Raw genomic sequence first — 17,169 nt, 5'->3', positions numbered from 1 at the left:
GCGGTCGGATCCGATGTCCAGGCCGCGGGATCCGATGTGGGGGACATTGGATCCGATGTCCAGGCCGCTTGATCCGACGTCGGGAACATTGGATCCGATGTCCAGGCGGTCGTATCCGATCGCGGGGCTTCTGGATCCGATGTCCGGGCGATTGGATCCGATATCCGAGCGGCGCCCGATGCGGGAGCACAGTCCGGCGCGTCCGGCGCCGCTGACCCCGTCGGCTTGCGGAGGAACTCCGGCTCGTTCGCCGTCGAAGGCAGAGCGGTCGTCATGTGCGCACCCCCTGCGGCGGGACGCGGATCGTGGTCGGGGCCGCCTCGTGGGCGGCGAGGAACGCGGCGATGGAGCGGTCCCAGCCGAAGAGTTCGGCACGCGCGCGTGCCGCCGCGCGGCGGGACGGCTCCGGCCGGGCGAGCACCGAGCGGACCGCCTCCGCGAAAGAGGCCGGGTCGTCCGTGGCGCAGGCGCCCGCGTCTCCGATGATTTCGGGGAGCGCGGAGGAGGCGCTGGCGACCACGGGGGTCCCGCAGGCGAGTGCCTCCAGGGCCGAGAGCCCGAACGTCTCGGCGGGCCCTGGGGCCAGGCACAGGTCGGCGGAGGCCTGGAGGTCGGCCAGGGTCTCGCGGTCGGCGACGTGCCCCAGGAAGCGCACCGGGAGCCGCTCCTCCCGCGCTCGCCGCTCCAGAGCGCCTCGCAGCGGCCCTTCACCCGCCACGGCGAGCGCCGCCCGCACCCCCTGGCCGCGCAGGTGCGCGAGCGCGTCCAGGGCCGTTCCGGGCCTCTTCTCCACGGAGAGCCGCGAGCACATCAGCAGCAGCACCCGCTCGCCGTCCGCGTGCTTGGCCCTCAGGACGGTGCTGCGCCGCCCCGGGCGGCAACGGTCCAGGTCGACGCCGAGCGGCGCGCGCAGCACGTTGCGGGCCCCGATCCGTACGAACTCCCGCTCCGCCCATTCGGTCGTGCAGACGATCCGCGAGTACGCCCACGCCGTACGGCGGTTGAGCCGGTCCGCGGCGCGGGCCGCGGCGGCCGGGGGCACGCCCCAGGTCCGCAGAACGCCGTCCGCGGTCTCGTGGGAGACCATCATCGAGGGCACCCGGGCCCGTCGCGCCCACTCCCCCGTCCAGCGCAGGGTCGTGCGGTCGGAGACCTCGATGCGGTCCGGGGCGAGCTCCTCCAGGATCCGGCGCACGCGGCGCCGGTCGGCGAGGACGCGGTAGCCGCCGGTGCCGGGAAGCACGGGGCCGGGGAGAGTGATGATGCGTCCCTGGACGGTGGCCTGGTCGCTCTCCACGTCGCCGGGGACGATCAGGACGGGCTCGTGCCCGGCGGCGAGGTAGCCGCGGCCGAGCTGTTCGAGGGCCGTGCGCAGGCCCCCCGAGGTGGGCGTGACGAAGTTGGCGAGCCGGACTATGCGCAGCGGCCGCGGTATCGCGGGGCCTCTCATGCCGCCACCGCCGTTCGCTCGCGCAGGACCTCCAGGTAGTGCCCGATCAGCTCGTCGCCGACGGCCTCCCAGGTCCGGCCCTCGACGGCCGCGCGGCCCGCCCGCCCGTAGGCGGCGCGCAGGGCCGGTGCCTCGGCGAGCGAAGCGACGGCGCCGCGCAGTGCGGTGGTGTCGTCCGGCGGGACGAGGAGACCGGTCCGGCGGTGGTCGACGAGGTCCAGCGGGCCGCCCGCGGCGGGGGCGACGACCGGGACTCCGCTGGCCATCGCCTCCTGAACGGTCTGGCAGAACGTCTCGTACGGGCCGGTGTGCGCGAACACGTCCAGCGAGGCGAAGATCCTGGCCAGGTCGTCGCCCGTGCGTCGGCCGAGGAACCGGGCGCCGGGCAGGTCGGCGCGCAGGGCCGGCTCGCTGGGTCCGTCTCCGACGACCACGACCCGTATGCCGGGCAGTCCGCACACACCGGAGAGCAGTTCGACCCGCTTCTCGGGGGCGAGGCGGCCGATGTAACCGACGACGAGTTCGCCGTCGGGCGCGAGCTCGCGGCGCAGGGTGTCGTCGCGCAGGTCGGGGCGGAAGCGGACGGTGTCGACGCCGCGCCGCCAGAGCCGTACGCGGCCGATGCCGTGCGTCTCCAGGTCGCGCGCGGCGGCGGTGGACGGCGCGAGGGTGCGGTCGGCGGCGCCGTGGACGGCCCGCAGCCGGCGCCAGGCGGCGCCTTCTCCGGCGCCCATGTAGGTGCGGGCGTATCCGGCGAGGTCGGTCTGGTAGACGGCGACGGCGGGCAGTCCGAGTCGGGTCGCGGCGGCCATGCCGCGTACGCCGAGCACGAAGGGGCTTGCCAGGTGGACGACATCGGCCCGGTGGGCGGCGATGGCCGTGGCGAGGCGGCGGCTGGGGAGGGCGACGCGCACCTGGGGGTAGCCGGGCAGGGGCAGGGACGGTACGCGCACGACCGGGCACGGCGCGTCGGTGTCCGGGTGGGTGTCGGTGGCTCCGGCGACGGCCGGGGCGACGACGAGCGGGTCATGGCCGCGGCGGACGAGGTGGCGCGCGGTCTGCTGGGCGCAGTGCGCCACACCATTGACATCGGGAGGGAAGGATTCGGTGACGATGACGACACGCATACCGGTGTTGTCGTCGCGCCCGGCGTGTTCCCGCCGACATGCATCTGGACGCCTGGGGAACGTCCCATGAGCGTTTGCCCCCTGGGCCCGGGGGCGGCCGGACGGACGTGTCACGGCCACCTGGCCCACCCTTGGCGGCCGCGCCGCCGCCGTCCTGCGGCCGCACCCTGGCGAGCAGTCGCCAGGGTCGTCAGCGCCAGCCCTGCGGACACACTCCTGGTGAGCCGCCGCCTATCGCCAGCCCTTCAAACGCACCCCCGGCCAGCCGCCGCCGCGGCCGGCACCCACCGCTCACAGCCGTCCGGGCCCGGCTCCTCGGCGACCGCCCTTGGGGGCGCCGAGGCCGGGAGCCGCAGGGACGAGTGCCGGGGTCAGACCTGGAGGTCGGGCCCTATCCGGTTACGGACCGCCGTCTGGACCTCGGCCTCCTCGGCCGGGTCGACGGCCAGCCGCCGCAAGCGCTCCGCGACGCGGACGTCGCCGGTCTCGGCGTGCAGCGCCGCTACTTCGCGCGTGGTCTCCTCGCAGTCCCAGAGGCATTCGACGGCGAAGCCCGTCGGAAAGGTCGGGTCGGTGGCCGCGAGGGCGCGGGCGGTTCGGCCGCGGAGCTGGGAGGAGGCGGTCTCTCGGTAGACGTGGCGCAGCACGGGCGCGGCGCAGGCGATGCCGAGGCGCCCGGCGCCGTCGACGAGGGTGTAGAGAGCGGTCGCGTCGGGGCCCGCGGACCGGACGGTCTCGCGCAGGGCTCCGAGGACGAGTGTGGCGTCCTGGGCCCCGCCCCGGCAGGCGAGGACGCCCGCGGCGGCGGTGCCGAGCGCGTCGGGCCGGTGGACCCAGCCGCGGGCGCGGTCGACGGCGGCCTCGCCGCACATCCGCTCGAAGGCGGCGACGGCGGCATCGGCGACGGTACGGGAGTCACTGCCGGCCGCGCCCTCGATCAGGTCGAGGACGGCGGGGTCGCGTGATTCGGCGAGGTAGTGAAGGGCGGCGCAGCGCGCACCGTCGGGTCCGCTGCGGGCGGCCTCGACGATCAGCGGCCTGTCCTCGGGGCCGGCGACGGCGGTGAGGCAGCGGGCGGCGGGCCCGTGCAGCACGGCGCCGCGCTCCAGACCCTCCTGGGCCCAGTCGAAGACCGCCTGGACGCTCCAGCCGGGGCGGGGCCCGCTCGGCCGCATCTGGCGCTGCCAGCGGTCGAAGGAGCCTCGTTCCTGGGCGGCCCTGACCCGGGCGCCCACGGTCTCACGCCGGTCCTCGGCCCACAGCCGCCACGGACGGGGCTCGAAGGCGTCCCGTACGGCGCTCGACAGCTCGGCGTCGCCCTCCGGGCCGGCCGGGAAGCGGGCGAGGACGGGCAGGGCGAGCGAGCGGAGGCCAGCGTCGTCGTCGCGCAGCGCGAGCTCGTCGAGCGCCCACGCCCAGTTGGTACCGGTCGCGGCGTACCGCCGGAGCAGCACCAGGGCGTCCTGGCGGCCGTAGGAGGCGAGGTGCCCGAGGACGGCGAGCGCGAGCCCGGTCCGGTTCTCCTCGGTGTCGAAGTGGTCCTCGGCGCCGAAGAGGTGGGCCTCGATCTCCTCGAGTCCGCCGTCGAGATCGAGGTAGAGCCGTGCGTAGTAGAGGGACCGGTTCTCGACCTGCCAGTCGTGGCGGGGGTCGCTGAGAACGCAGTGGTTCAGGGCCGCGAGGGCCTCGGCACGGGGGGCGGCGAGCGCGTGCAGGGTGCCGTCGCCGCGGCCCCTCTGCAGCAGGCCGAGCAGGGTGCCGCTCGGCGCTATGACTGGTTCGAACATGGAAGACGCCTCACATCAAGCTGTCGACACGACCGGAACTACGGGGCACTGGTGATCGCCTAGGCCGCGCAGCAACATGTCGAGCCGCCCGTCGTCCTTCGCTTGGTGTTGACCATCTTCCTCTGCCTCTCGTCGGTGGCCCCTTGCGGGCCCGTCGTCATGATGACCCAGCCATTTCGCCACCGCGACCACATTTACGACACCGCTCCCACCTGGGGTTCAGTGTCCGTTCATCCGGATCTCGCCCCCGATCTTCACCGGGGGGTCACCGGGCGCCGAACAGCTCCAGGAGTTCTGCCTTCCCAAACATCCGAGCAGTATCCACGGCAGACGGAGTCCCCGCTTCCGGATTTGCGCCGCCGGCCAGCAGCGCGCGGACGACGGCGTCCTCGCCCTTGAAGACGGCGCCCGCGAGCGGGGTCTGCCCCCGGTCGTTGGCGCGGTCGCCGTCGGCACCCCGCGCCAGCAGGGCCGTGACCGCGTCGGCGTGCCCGTGGTAGGCGGCGAGCATGACGAGCGAGTCGCCCCTGTCGTTGGTGAGGTTCGCGGGGACGCCGGCGTCGAGGTAGGCGGCCAGCGTCTCGGCGTCCCCTGTGCGCGCCAGGTCGAAGACCTTGCTCGCCAGCTCGATGACCTCAGGGTCCGGAGTCTCGCTCATCGGACGTGCCCGCCTTTCATTTCCCGGATCTGTGACGTGCGCACGGCAACCGCCGCCGTACGAGTGAATCGACAGGGTACTGCCCGTCAGGCGACATGACGCGGGGCGTCCACGGCAAGGATCACCGCAGCTCATCCGGGACGCGAGCGCCTCCCGCGCTAGCGCGCTCCGCGCGTTTCGCCACCCGGGCGAGGCCTCTCCATCCGCCAGTCAAGTGAAATCGCCCGACATTCACCCATATGCACCTTTAATCGCATAGATACTTGCTGTGAACCTGGAAGGACTCATGGTGACTGTCCCCTCAACCAGGAGAACACCTCATGATCCTGTCCATCTCAGGCGTGGTCCTGCTCGGCATCATCTGCTTCCTGTTCTTCAAGAAGGACGGGATGAAGGCCTCCCACGCCCTCGTCAGCGCGCTGTTCGGCTTCTACCTCGCGGGCACCGCCATCGCCCCGAGCATCACCGCGGGCGGCCAGAGCCTCGCCAGCCTCTTGGGCGGGATCAAGTTCTGACGCCCGACAGTCCCTTCCACAACTCCAGGAGTACGACGTGGCCCGGCGACCACTCCCCCGCATTCTGAGCAGCGGCAGCGACCGGATCGCTCGCAGTCGAGAGATCGCGCGCACGGCCGCCGACAGCGCCACCGATGTGCTCCATCCGCTGATCACCATCACACGTGGTCTGCGGAGGCTGGCCGCGACCGCGCGCGCCAAGTGGGCCGCGACCCCCAAGGAGCGGCGCGGTCCCACGCTGCTCCTGGTCGCGGCCTGCGTCCTGGTCGTCGCGCTCGTCCCGTACGGTCCGCTGCTCGCCCTTGTCTCGGTGATGGGCGCGGCCGCGTGGACGGGCCGTGAGCGCCCGGTCGTCAAGACCGGGCCCGACGACTCGGAGATCGAGCGCCTCAAGGGCCTCTACGAGGCTCTGGTGCCGTACTTCTCGGTCCCCGAGGACCCCGCTCCCCTCTTCGCCCACGGAGGCGACTGGAGCGGCGCCTTCGGGGACCACGCCTTCGACGACCGCGGGCGCCTCACGCGCCTGCGGATCAAGTACCCGGCGTACTTCACCGACGGTGAGGCCGCCTCCCGTGCCCGGATCGAACAGCTGCTGCACGCCAAGTCGGGGCGCGGCCGCGAGTACCTCTTCGACTGGGACGAGGAGGGCAACCAGCTCGTCATGAGCGTGCTGCCCGCCCTGCCCACCACGATCGCCGCCCAGCGTTTCGTCACCGTGCCCGGCGAGACCGTCCTCGGCTTCACCGACGCCGACGCCGTGCAGCGGACCGTCCCGGTGCTCGCCGCCGACGGGGAGGAGGACGCGCCCTCCGTGATCTGGCGGACGGGCCCGCGCTCCACCGAGCCGCACCTGCTCGCCGTCGGCCAGCCCGGCAGCGGCACGACCTCGCTCCTGCGCTCCATCGCCCTGCAGGCCCTGCCGTACGGCGACGTCCTGATCGTCGAGGGCAGCGGCACCGGCGAGTACGCATGCCTGACCGGCCGCGCGGGCGTCCTGGCCGTCGAGTGCGGCCTCGCGGGCGCGCTGGCGAGCCTGGAGTGGGCCGCGCACGAGACGGAGCGGCGGCTCATCGCGGCGAACCGGGCCCGTCAGGCGGGCCGTCCCGCCCCCGACGACACCCGGCGCCCGCTGTGGATCCTGCTCGACCGGCCGAGCATCCTCGGTCACCTGGCGGCGGCCGACGGGCGCCGCGACCCGCAGGAGCTCCTCCAGGTGCCGCTGCGGCACGGACGGGCCGCGCAGGTGACGGTGGTGGTGGCGGAGCAGTTCGACAGCGTGGACGCGCTGAGCGAGACGGTACGGACGCACACGCGCGCACGGGTCGTGCTCGGCCCCGCGTCGCCCGCTCAGATCGAGTCGGTCCTCGGTGTCGCGCCGCACACGACGCCGATCCCGGCCGTCCCGCCGGGCCGTGGCTACGCCCGCCTCGGCACGGGGCCGGTCCTGCGGCTCCAGGTGCCGGCGACGCCGGATCCGTACGACGACGCGACGAGCGAGGCGCACCGGCAGGCGGTGCTCGCGCTGCTGCCGGACCGGCAGGACGCGACGACGACTGCGGTCCCGGCGGCCCCCGGCTCGGCCCCGGACCCGGACCCGGACCCGGGCCCGGGCCCGGCCCTGGACCTCGGCCCCGCACCTTCGCCGGCGCCCCCGTCCCCGCCCGCGCCCTCACCCTCGCCGGACCCCGGTCCGCCGCCGCGCCACGCCCCGGTCCCGGCCGAGGGCTGACCTCCCCGTGTAGGCGCTGCCCCCGTCGTGGGCATACGTTCCGCCGGGGGCGGGGCGTATGCCCTTACGGGGCGCGCGCCGCGGCCCCTACGCCACGAACGCCCTCGGCTGTTCGTTGCCCGTGCCCGCGCCCGACTCCACCAGGCGGGCCGCGGCCGCGAGACGGGACGCCGCTTCCTCGGCGACCGGGCCGCCCACGGTGAACGGCAGCCGCACGTACCCCTCGAAGGCGCCGTCGACACCGAAGCGCGGCCCCGACGGGACCCGTACGCCGACGCGCTCGCCGACCTCCGCGATCCGCGAGCCGGAGAGGCCGCCCGTGCGGACCCAGAGCGTCAGGCCCCCGGCCGGGACGTCGAACTCCCACTCCGGAAGCTGCGCCCGCACCGCCGCGACCAGCGCGTCGCGGTTCTCGCGCGCCTGGGTGCGGCGGATGGTGACCGCCTGCTCCCAGCCGCCCGTCCGCATCAGCCAGTTGACACCGAGCTGCTCCAGGACGGGCGTCCCGAGGTCCGCGTAGGCCCGCGCGGCCACCAGCGAACGGATCACGTCGGGCGCGGCCCGGACCCAGCCGATCCGCATGCCCGCCCAGAACGCCTTGCTCGCGGAGCCGACCGTGAGCACGGTCGCGCCGGCCGGGTCGAAGGCGCAGACCGGCCGGGGCATCTCCGTGCGCTCGTCCAGGTACAGCTCGGACATCGTCTCGTCGACGACGAGCACCGTGCCCGCCGAACGGGCCGCGTCCACCAGCTGACGCCGCTGGTCCTCGTCGGCCAGCGCGCCGGTCGGGTTGTGGAAGTCGGCGACGACGTACGCGAGACGGGGCGCCGCGTCGCGCAGCACCTGGCGCCAGCGGTTCAGGTCCCAGCCCGCGAGCCCCTCGGCCATGGCCACCGGCACCAGCCGGGCACCCGCCTCCCGCATGAGCTGGAGGATGTTGGCGTACGAGGGCGACTCGACGGCGATCCGCTCGCCGCGCCCGGCGAAGAGGTGGCAGATGGCGTCGATCGCGCCCATCGCGCCGGTGGTGACCATGATCTGCTCGGGCATCGTCGGGATGCCGCGCTCGGTGTACCGGTCGGCGAGCATCTGGCGCAGCGCGGGCAGCCCCGCCGGGTAGTCCCCGTGCGTATGGGCGTACGGCGCCAGTTCCTCCAGCGCGCCCTGGACGCTGCGGGTGAGCCACGGCTCGGGTGCGGGCAGCGCCGCGCAGCCGAGGTCGATCATCGAGCCGAGCGACTCCGGCGGCAGCGGTTCGAGCCCGCGCGCGGGCAGCGGATTCCCGGCCGGAACGGACGTCCAGCTTCCGGCCCCGCGCCGCGACTCCAGGAACCCTTCGGCGCGCAACGCCTCGTACGCCGCCGCCACCGTCGTACGGCTCACGGTCAGCGCCACCGCGAGTTCACGCTCGGCGGGCAGCCGGGCCGCGACCGGCACCCGGCCCTCCAGGACGAGGAGCCGGATCCCGTCGGCCAGCGCGCGGTAGGCGGGCGGCTTGCGCGTGCCCGGCCCGGCCGGACGGGGCTGCTGCGTCTGAAGCTGCCGGGCGAGCTGAGCCGGCCCGACGGCCGAGGTCCACTTAGCCATGGAATTCAGTCCACCTTCCTCGAATTGGCCATGGTTGGCGTCCGATCCCCCGCCACAGAGTGTCATAAGTCAGTCCACCACCACCACGCAGGGAGCACCACCTTGTCCATCGCCACCGGCCTCCGCGGGCGGCTCACCGGTCGCCATCTGCCCCGTCGGCTCACGCAGCTGTACGTCGGACTGGCGCTGTACGGGATCAGCTCGGCGCTCCTGGTGCGCGGCGGGCTCGGTCTGGAGCCCTGGGGCGTCCTTCATCAGGGGCTGGCCGAGAAGACCGGACTGACCATCGGCGTCGTCTCGATCATCGTCGGGGCGGCCGTTCTGCTGCTGTGGATCCCGATCCGGCAGAAGCCGGGCCTCGGCACGGTGTCGAACGTCTTCGTCATCGGTGTGGCCATGGACGGAACCCTCGCCCTGGTGCCGGAGGTCCAGGGGCTCGCCCCGCGGATCGCGCTTCTCTTCCTCGGGATCGTCCTCAACGGGGCGGCGACCGGCCTGTACATCGCCGCCCGGTTCGGCCCGGGGCCGCGCGACGGTCTGATGACCGGGCTGCACCGGCTCACCGGCCGCTCGATCCGGCTGGTCCGTACGGCGATCGAGATCGCAGTCGTCGCCACGGGATTCCTGCTCGGCGGCTCGGTCGGCGCCGGCACGGTCCTCTACGCACTGAGCATCGGCCCGCTCGCCCAGTTCTTCCTGCGCCGCTTCGCCATCCCCGAGCAGGAATCGAGCAGCACCGTGGTCGCCTCCGGGACACCGAAACAGGCGATACTGCGGCCGTGACTCGCGTACGCCACCCCTACCTGGACCACCCGTCCCCCATCCCGTTCGCCCATCGCGGCGGCACGGCGGACGGCCTCGAGAACACCGCGGCGGCCTTCCGCCGGGCCGCGGCGGCCGGATACCGCTACTTCGAGACCGATGTGCACACCACCGCGGACGGTGCGCTCGTCGCGTTCCACGACTCGACACTCGACCGCGTGACGGACACCGCCGGGCGGATACGCGACCTTCCGTGGGCCGCCGTCCGCGAGGCGCGCGTGGCCGGGAAGGAGCCTCTGCCGCTCTTCGAGGAGCTGCTCGAGGAGTTCCCCGAGGCCCGCTGGAACGTGGACCTCAAGGCCGAGTCCTCCCTGGTCCCGCTGGTCGACCTGATCCGCAGGACCAAGGCGTGGGACCGGATCTGCGTCGGCTCCTTCACCGAGAGCCGGGTGGCCCGGGCGCAGCGCCTGGCAGGACCGCAGCTCGCGACCTCCTACGGCGTCAAGGGCGTCGCCGCCCTGCGGCTGCGCTCCCTCGGCATCCCGGCGGCGCTGCGCGCGGGCGCGGTCGCGGCGCAGGTCCCGGAGCGCCAGGGCGGCATCACGGTGGTGGACCGGCGCTTCGTCCGTGAGGCGCACGCCCGGGGGCTCCAGGTCCATGTGTGGACGGTCAACGATCCGGAGCGGATGAACTCTCTCCTCGACCTGGGAGTGGATGGCATCATGACCGATCATCTGGAGACGCTGCGCGCAGTGCTGACCGACCGGGGCGTGTGGGTCTGAGCGCCCGTCCCGCCACGGGGACGAACGAGGGGGCCGCGGTCTTGACTGCCGACATCACCGAGCCGGAGCGGCCCGCCGTCGATCCGGCCGAACGCAGACGCGAGCAGCGCGGCTGGTACTTCTACGACTTCGCCTGCTCGGTGTACTCGACGAGCGTGGTCACGGTCTTCCTCGGCCCCTATCTGACGGCGGTCGCCGAGGCGGCCGCGGACGGGGACGGCTTCGTCCACCCGCTGGGCATTCCGGTGCGGGCCGGCTCTCTGTTCGCGTACGCCGTCTCCGCCTCGATCCTGCTGGCGGTCGTGGTGATGCCGCTGGTGGGCGCGGTGGCGGACCGCACGGGCCGCAAGAAGCCGCTGCTCGCCGCCGCCGCGTACACCGGCGCCGCGGCCACCGGGGGCATGTTCTTCCTGAGCGGCGACCGCTATCTGCTCGGCGCGTTCCTGCTCATCGTGGCGAACGCCTCGCTGGCGGTCTCGATGGTGCTCTACAACGCCTATCTGCCGCAGATAGCCGAGCCGGACGAGCGGGACGCGGTCTCCTCACGCGGCTGGGCGTTCGGCTACACATCGGGGGCGCTGGTCCTCGTGCTCAATCTCGTCCTGTACTCGGGACACGAGTCCTTCGGGCTCTCCGAGGGGACGGCGGTGCGGATCTGTCTGGCCTCGGCCGGACTGTGGTGGGGCGCGTTCACCCTCGTACCGCTGCGGCGGCTGCGCGACCGGCACGTCCAGCCGCAGAGCGAGGGGACGGTGGGCGGGGGCTGGCGGCAGCTGGTGGCGACGCTGAAGGACATGCGGCGGTATCCGCTGACGCTGTCGTTCCTGCTGGCGTACCTCGTCTACAACGACGGGGTGCAGACCGTGATCTCCCAGGCGTCGATCTACGGCTCCAAGGAACTGGGGCTCGACCAGACGACGCTGATCACCGCTGTCCTGCTGGTGCAGGTACTCGCGGTCGCGGGCGCTCTCGGCATGGGGCGGCTCGCGCGTTCGTACGGTGCCAAGCGCACGATCCTGGGATCGCTGGCGATCTGGACGCTGATCCTGGGCGCGGGGTACTTCCTGCCGGCCGGCGCGCCGGTGGCGTTCTTCTGTCTGGCGGCGGCGATCGGGCTGGTGCTCGGCGGGAGCCAGGCGCTGTCGCGGTCGCTGTTCTCACATCTGGTCCCGCGCGGCAAGGAGGCGGAGTACTTCTCGGCCTACGAGATGAGCGACCGGGGCCTGAGCTGGCTGGGCCCACTGGTGTTCGGACTCGCGTATCAGCTGACCGGGAGCTATCGGGATGCCATCATCTCTCTGGTGATCTTCTTCGCGGCCGGTTTTCTCCTGCTCGCGCGGGTACCGGTACGGCGTGCCGTGGCCGCCGCGGGGAACCCGGTTCCGGAGCGGATTTAGACGCGGCAGTGAAAGGCCGGTAGTGTACGCCTTTGGCCTGCCAGGCGGACCGTTACTGCGTGCTGCTTTGGTGAAGACGCTGGGTGACATCTGCTGCCAGATGTGACAAACCGGGCACTGGTGGGTAGAACAAGGGGCGGCACGACGGGCGACGCATGACCCGGAACGGGAATCTTTACCGCCGACCGGACGTTGACCGGATGACGACGACAGCGACACCTGTCCTGTGGGCGACAAGCCCGGGAGGCACGATTCATGAGTGAGCGAGCTCTTCGCGGCACGCGCCTCGTGGTGACCAGCTACGAGACCGACCGCGGCATCGATCTGGCCCCGCGCCAGGCCGTGGAGTACGCATGCGAGAAGGGCCATCGTTTTGAGATGCCCTTCTCGGTGGAAGCGGAAATTCCGCCGGAGTGGGAGTGCAAGGTCTGCGGCAGCCAGGCACTCCTGGTGGACGGGGACGGCCCCGAGGAGAAGAAGGGCAAGCCGGCGCGTACGCACTGGGACATGCTCATGGAGCGGCGCACCCGCGAGGAGCTGGAGGAGGTCCTGGCCGAGAGGCTGGCAGTCCTTCGTTCCGGTGCCATGAACATCGCCGTACATCCGCGTGACAGCCGCAAGTCCGCCTGACGGACGGCACGGCCTGAGCAACGCCGTGGGGCCCGGTACACCTTGTGTGTACCGGGCCCCACGGCGTTGTCGTCTCTCCGGGAGGGCACCCTCACGAGCCGGGCACCCTCGGGGTCCGTCCTACGGGGTCAGGGGCGGACGGGGCTCCTGGACCCGCTGCGGGCCCTGAGGGGCGTCGTCGCGGATGACCTCACCCTGCACGACCTTTCCGTCGGGCCGGTGCATCCGGGCCTGCTGGAAGGCGTCCTGGAGGCTGCCCGGAGGAGCGGCACTCATCCTGCGCTCGGCGACCTTGTCGGCGTACCTGCCGAGGAGGGAGCGGACCGGCGGCACGAGCAGCAGCAGACCGGCCGCGTCGGAGATCAGGCCGGGGATCATCAGGAGCAGGCCGCCGAGCATCAGGAAGCCGTTGCGGTCGCCCGCGCCGACCCGCTCGGTGCCGGTCGGCGGGACGCCGTTCTGCGCCGCCGCCTGGGCCTGCTGGAAGGTCTCGGTGAGGTTCTTGAAGGCACGGCGGCCGGCCCGCTTGATCACCACGGCGCCGAGAACGGCTCCGCCGAGCAGCAGGCCGAAGACCGTGAGTCCGCCGGCCGCGTCCGCCACCACGATGAGCAGCCAGATCTCGAGGACCAGCCAGGCGGCGAGTGCCGGCGGGAGAAACGTACGCGCGCGTGAGCGCTTCGGGGCGAGGGGAGGCGTGGCGCCGGTCGTCATGCCCCCCAGTGTGCCTGGCCCCTCGCAGGAACGTCGTAAAGGAGGGATCAGTCCCGACCGGCGGCCGTCAGCTCGCGGGCTTACGGCCGAGCAGCTTGCCGACCTTGTTCGCACGGGCCGTCAGACCCCAGCCGGTGACCCGCCACAGGGCCTCGACGACGATGTTGCGGCTCATCTTCGAGTCGCCGATCTCGCGCTCCACGAAGGTGATCGGGACCTCGACGACATGGAAGCCCGCGGCGACGGCGCGGCGGGCCAGGTCGACCTGGAAGCAGTAGCCGGCCGAGGCGACGTCCTCCAGGCCCAGGCCTTCCAGGGTCTCCTTGCGGAAGGCCCGGTATCCGCCGGTGACGTCACGGATCGGGACGTCGAGCATGACGCGCGAGTAGAGGCTGCCGCCGCGGGAGATGAACTCTCGGGACTTGGGCCAGTTCACGATGCGGCCGCCGGGGACCCAGCGCGAGCCGAGCACGAGGTCGGCGCCCTTGAGGGCGGTCAGCAGCCGGGGCAGCTCCTCGGGCTGGTGCGAGCCGTCGGCGTCCATCTCGACCAGGACGCCGTAGCCGTGCTCGATGCCCCAGCGGAAGCCGGCGAGGTACGCGGCGCCGAGTCCCTCCTTGCCCTTGCGGTGCAGGACGTGGACATGGTCGTCCTCGGCGGAGATCTCGTCGGCGAACTTGCCCGTGCCGTCGGGGCTGTTGTCGTCGGCGACGAGGATGTGCGCCTCCGGTACGGCCGCCCGTACACGCGAGACGATCGGCTTGATGTTCTCCGCCTCGTTGTAGGTCGGAATGATCACCAAGGCTCTGCCGAGCGGGCCGTAACGCCTCTGGCCACCGTCGTTCACTGCTGCCCCTTCGGATACATACGCGAACCCCCACCATAGCGATCCCCGCACACGACTCCGTCGCGGCGTGGCTGATTGCGGGCGGGGCGTCGCGCAGGACAGCACGCATGGTGTGCGGATCGGGGCCCGGCGCCCTTCGGGCCGACCTGGAACCCGCTGGCTGCGGGTCGACCGAGAGCCGTTGTCTACTGAACGTCCGGGCCCCACCCGGGTCGCACCCTCCGCCGGGAAAAACCTTCCCTCGCCCCCGAGGCACGGGCGCGGAACCTGAGGTTTGGAACCGGTCGGACGTCCTGTGGTGGACGCGGGAGAACCTACCGGCCCCTGGCGGCTCGCTGTCAACACCCGTTTGACCTGCGGAGATGACCGATACTGCCAGGTCAGTGGGGAAGATCCGCAGGTCGTCGCCGAGCCGGTTGATCATCGATCGGCGGTACGAAATATCCCGACGTCACCCGTTCAGCCGGTCGAAGACCGTTTGTCCGAACACCACCGTGCGCAGGCAGACCGGAAGGTCACCGCCGGGGGTCAGATCGGGCAGACCGGGCGTTCCGGAGCGGGGGTCGGTCGACCAGCGGGCCACCCGGTCGTCCGGGGCCTGGACCACGAGCTCCTCGGCGCGCCAGACCGCGTAGTCGGCCGGGGCGCCGGGGACGAGCGTGCCGGCGTCATCGCGCCCGACGGCACGCCAGCCGCCCCGTGTGTGGGCGGTGAAGGCGGCGCGGACGGAGATCCGGTGCTCGGGGGTGCGATGGAAGGCCGCGGCACGGACGGTGCCCCAGGGGTCCAGCGGGGTGACCGGGCTGTCCGAGCCGAAGGCCAGCGGCACACCGGCCCGGAGCAGGGCGGCGTACGGGTTGAGGGTGCGGGCGCGCTCGGCACCGAGGCGGTCGGTGTACATGCCGTCCTCACCGCCCCAGGCCGCGTCGAAGGCCGGCTGCACGGATGCGGTCAGGCCGAGTTCGGCGAAGGCGGCGATCGTCTCGGGGGTGAGCATCTCGGCGTGCTCGACACGGTGGCGGGCGGCGCGGATCCGGGCGAGGCCGAGCTTCTCCGAGGCGGCCCGGACGCCGTCGACGACGGCCGTGACGGCCGCGTCGCCGATGGCGTGGAAGCCGGCCTGGAGGCCGGCCTCGGTGGCGGCGACGACATGGGCGGCGACGGTGGCCGCGTCGAGGTGGGAGACGCCGGTGTGGGCGGCGTCCGCGTACGTCTCGTGCAGGCAGGCCGTGTGGGAGCCGAGCGAGCCGTCGGCGAACAGGTCGCCGGCCGCGCCGACGGCGCCGAGGGCGCGGGCCCGCTCGACGTCGAGGTCGGCCCAGTAGCCGACGACGCGCGGCCCGGCTTCCTCACGGGCGAGGTCGAGCAGGCCGGTGAAGTCGCCCTCGGAGGAGATCTCCGGTCCGCCGCACTCGTGCAGGGTGCCGATACCGAGCGAGGCGGCGTGCCGGCGGGCCGCGCGCTGGGCCTCGGTGCGCTGCTGGGGCGAGAGGGCCGCATAGGCGGCGGCACGGACGGCGTGGTGGGCGTCGGCGGTCAGCGGTTCGCCGTCGCGGAAGCCGGTGAGCTCGCGGATGCCGGGGACGAGATCGAGCAGGGCCGTGGTGACGACGGCCGAGTGGACGTCGATCCGCGTGAGGTAGAGCGGGCGGCCGCCGGTCAGTTCGTCCAGTTCGTCGCGGCGCGGAGCCCGGCGCTCGGGCCAGCGGGCCGCGTCCCAGCCGTGTCCGATGAGGATCCGGTCGGCGGGGCGGGCGGCGGCGTAACGGCGGATCAGCTCCGCCGCCTCGGTGAGCGAGGCGGCGGAGGACAGGTCGAGGCCGGTCAGCGCGAGACCGGTCGCCGTGGTGTGCACATGGGCGTCGACGAACGCGGGGGTGACGAGCGCGCCTTCGAGGTCGACGACCTCGTCCACGCCGGAGGCGAAGGCGTCGGCCGCCCCCTCGGAGCCCACCCAGGCGACATGTCCCCGTTCGACCACCATGGCGGTGGCGAAGGGGTCGGCGGGGCTGTGGACTTCTCCGCCGCGCAGCAGGACGGTGCGGTGCGCGCTGTCGATACGGGTCTCGCTCATGGTGACCAGGCTAGATGCGCGGCGGCACCCGGATGGACGCCGGGCCCGCCGCCCGATCCTCCCGGACGCCTAGATGCGCGGCGGCCTGGCTTCGTACGGGGTCGACAGGACGACCGTGGTGCGGCTGGAGACGCCCGCCTGGGTACGGATGCGGGTGAGCAGGTGTTCCAGCTCCAGCGGGGTCGCGACGCGCACCTTGAGGATGTAGTTCTCGTCGCCGGCGACGCTGTGACAGGCCTCGATCTCCGGGATGTCCGCGAGCCGGTCCGGCGTGTCGTCCGGGGCGCTGGGGTCGAAGGGTTTGACCGAGATGAAAGCGGTCAGCGGCAGTCCGACGGCTTCCGGGTCGACGACGGCGGCGTAGCCGCGGATGACCCCACGCTGCTCCAGACGGCGGACGCGCTGATGTACGGCCGAGGTGGACAGGCCGGTGGCCTTGCCCAGGTCGGTGTAGCTCATGCGCCCGTCCTTGACGAGCAACTCGACGATCTGACGATCCAGCTCCTCCATGCGGTCAACCTATTGCCCCGGGAGACCATCGGCACAGCCGGGGGCCCTGTCGCTATAGACGCCTATGGGCATCGGCGAGGCACCTGCGAGGGGCATGTGACGAACGCCACAGGTTTGTGGGCAGCTCGATCAGAGACCTCACGGTTATGCGGGCGGCCGTATGGGAATTGCTTGCTGTGGTCGAGGCCATACGTACTTCGGTCGACCCACCCGAGGGGGAGATTCACCATGCAGGAGCCTGTTGATTCGGTCGAGACGACCGACGAGCTCGACGCCTACGACACCTTCGAGATGTACCGGGTGATCTGCCCGGACTGCGTCCAGCCGATCGCACTGCTCGCGGACGAGGACGTGCTGCCGGAGCACGCGCTGTGCCCGACGCCCTGGAACCCGTTCGTGCTGACGGTCTGCCCCGGCACCGGCCGGGCCGCGTCGGACGCGCGCCCCGCCGACGAGACGCTCGAGGTCCAGGAGCAGGACACCGCGCTCCTGCTGACGCTGCCTCAGGGTCTCGACTGGCGGACGCAGCCCTTCTCGCACGTCGGCGGTCCGGGCTCGCGTCCGATCAAGGTGCCGCAGATGCGGCGCGCGGCGTAACGA

General features: G+C 72.7%; 16 protein-coding genes. 7 read left to right on the top strand and 9 right to left on the bottom strand.

Annotated elements, in window-relative coordinates; translation table 11 throughout:
- Positions 1-271: 271 nt before the first annotated feature.
- From ACFY8U_RS29970 to ACFY8U_RS29955, 4 genes are all read right to left on the bottom strand, one after another.
- A complete protein-coding gene (locus ACFY8U_RS29970; protein WP_389575379.1) occupies positions 272-1,450 on the bottom strand; it encodes a glycosyltransferase in 1,179 nt (392 codons plus the stop codon).
- On the bottom strand, positions 1,447-2,577 hold the full coding sequence (locus ACFY8U_RS29965; RefSeq protein ID WP_389575378.1) for a glycosyltransferase family 4 protein: 1,131 nt from the start codon (positions 2,575-2,577) through the stop codon (positions 1,447-1,449). The genes ACFY8U_RS29970 and ACFY8U_RS29965 overlap by 4 nt, the downstream gene beginning before the upstream one ends.
- Before the next feature lie 371 nt (positions 2,578-2,948).
- The gene (locus ACFY8U_RS29960; RefSeq protein WP_389575377.1) at positions 2,949-4,364 is read right to left on the bottom strand and encodes a HEAT repeat domain-containing protein; all 1,416 of its coding nucleotides are present in this window, start codon (positions 4,362-4,364) and stop codon (positions 2,949-2,951) included.
- A 265-nt stretch (positions 4,365-4,629) separates the two neighbouring features.
- Positions 4,630-5,022, bottom strand: coding sequence for an ankyrin repeat domain-containing protein (locus ACFY8U_RS29955; RefSeq protein ID WP_361604553.1), 393 nt, complete (start codon positions 5,020-5,022; stop codon positions 4,630-4,632).
- Between the two features lie 320 nt (positions 5,023-5,342).
- Between ACFY8U_RS29955 and ACFY8U_RS29950 the strand changes: the two genes are divergently transcribed.
- Together ACFY8U_RS29950 and ACFY8U_RS29945 are read left to right on the top strand one after the other, a co-directional pair.
- Positions 5,343-5,537, top strand: a complete 195-nt coding sequence (locus ACFY8U_RS29950) for a hypothetical protein (protein WP_046907412.1) — start codon at positions 5,343-5,345, stop codon at positions 5,535-5,537.
- 37 nt (positions 5,538-5,574) lie between these two features.
- A complete protein-coding gene (locus ACFY8U_RS29945; RefSeq protein ID WP_389575376.1) occupies positions 5,575-7,266 on the top strand; it encodes a hypothetical protein in 1,692 nt (563 codons plus the stop codon).
- Positions 7,267-7,353: 87 nt separating this feature from the next.
- Here ACFY8U_RS29945 and ACFY8U_RS29940 read toward each other — a convergent pair whose 3' ends face one another.
- Positions 7,354-8,853 carry a PLP-dependent aminotransferase family protein gene (locus ACFY8U_RS29940; RefSeq protein ID WP_389575375.1) on the bottom strand — a complete coding sequence of 500 codons (1,500 nt, stop codon included), beginning with the start codon at positions 8,851-8,853 and terminating at the stop codon, positions 7,354-7,356.
- Between the two features lie 102 nt (positions 8,854-8,955).
- Between ACFY8U_RS29940 and ACFY8U_RS29935 the strand changes: the two genes are divergently transcribed.
- The 4 genes from ACFY8U_RS29935 (at position 8,956) to ACFY8U_RS29920 (ending at position 12,424) form a co-directional block, all read left to right on the top strand.
- Positions 8,956-9,636 carry a YitT family protein gene (locus ACFY8U_RS29935; protein ID WP_389575374.1) on the top strand — a complete coding sequence of 227 codons (681 nt, stop codon included), beginning with the start codon at positions 8,956-8,958 and terminating at the stop codon, positions 9,634-9,636.
- Positions 9,633-10,397 (top strand): glycerophosphodiester phosphodiesterase family protein, encoded by a 765-nt coding sequence (locus ACFY8U_RS29930; RefSeq protein WP_389575373.1) that lies wholly within the window; start codon positions 9,633-9,635, stop codon positions 10,395-10,397. The genes ACFY8U_RS29935 and ACFY8U_RS29930 overlap by 4 nt, the downstream gene beginning before the upstream one ends.
- A gap of 41 nt (positions 10,398-10,438) precedes the next feature.
- Positions 10,439-11,794 (top strand): MFS transporter, encoded by a 1,356-nt coding sequence (locus ACFY8U_RS29925; RefSeq protein ID WP_389575372.1) that lies wholly within the window; start codon positions 10,439-10,441, stop codon positions 11,792-11,794.
- Positions 11,795-12,049: 255 nt separating this feature from the next.
- Positions 12,050-12,424 (top strand): RNA polymerase-binding protein RbpA, encoded by a 375-nt coding sequence (locus ACFY8U_RS29920; RefSeq protein ID WP_026278069.1) that lies wholly within the window; start codon positions 12,050-12,052, stop codon positions 12,422-12,424.
- A gap of 120 nt (positions 12,425-12,544) precedes the next feature.
- Here ACFY8U_RS29920 and fxsA read toward each other — a convergent pair whose 3' ends face one another.
- The 4 genes from fxsA to ACFY8U_RS29900 all read right to left on the bottom strand — a co-directional run bounded on the left by fxsA (position 12,545) and on the right by ACFY8U_RS29900 (position 16,569).
- Entirely contained in the window at positions 12,545-13,138 is a 594-nt protein-coding gene (gene fxsA, locus ACFY8U_RS29915; protein ID WP_389575371.1) for an FxsA family membrane protein, read from the bottom strand.
- A 67-nt stretch (positions 13,139-13,205) separates the two neighbouring features.
- Positions 13,206-13,985, bottom strand: a complete 780-nt coding sequence (locus ACFY8U_RS29910; RefSeq protein ID WP_389575370.1) for a polyprenol monophosphomannose synthase — start codon at positions 13,983-13,985, stop codon at positions 13,206-13,208.
- 451 nt (positions 13,986-14,436) lie between these two features.
- Entirely contained in the window at positions 14,437-16,059 is a 1,623-nt protein-coding gene (locus ACFY8U_RS29905) for an amidohydrolase (protein ID WP_389575369.1), read from the bottom strand.
- 69 nt (positions 16,060-16,128) lie between these two features.
- Positions 16,129-16,569, bottom strand: coding sequence for an Lrp/AsnC family transcriptional regulator (locus tag ACFY8U_RS29900; protein ID WP_116162068.1), 441 nt, complete (start codon positions 16,567-16,569; stop codon positions 16,129-16,131).
- A gap of 228 nt (positions 16,570-16,797) precedes the next feature.
- Here ACFY8U_RS29900 and ACFY8U_RS29895 point away from each other — a divergent pair, with 228 nt between their 5' ends.
- Positions 16,798-17,166 carry a hypothetical protein gene (locus ACFY8U_RS29895; RefSeq protein ID WP_352186610.1) on the top strand — a complete coding sequence of 123 codons (369 nt, stop codon included), beginning with the start codon at positions 16,798-16,800 and terminating at the stop codon, positions 17,164-17,166.
- Positions 17,167-17,169 lie beyond the last annotated feature (3 nt).

The organism is Streptomyces sp. NPDC012508, assembly GCF_042902595.1.
GTDB lineage: Bacteria > Actinomycetota > Actinomycetes > Streptomycetales > Streptomycetaceae > Streptomyces.
This window is presented reverse-complemented; position numbering and strand designations above follow the sequence as displayed.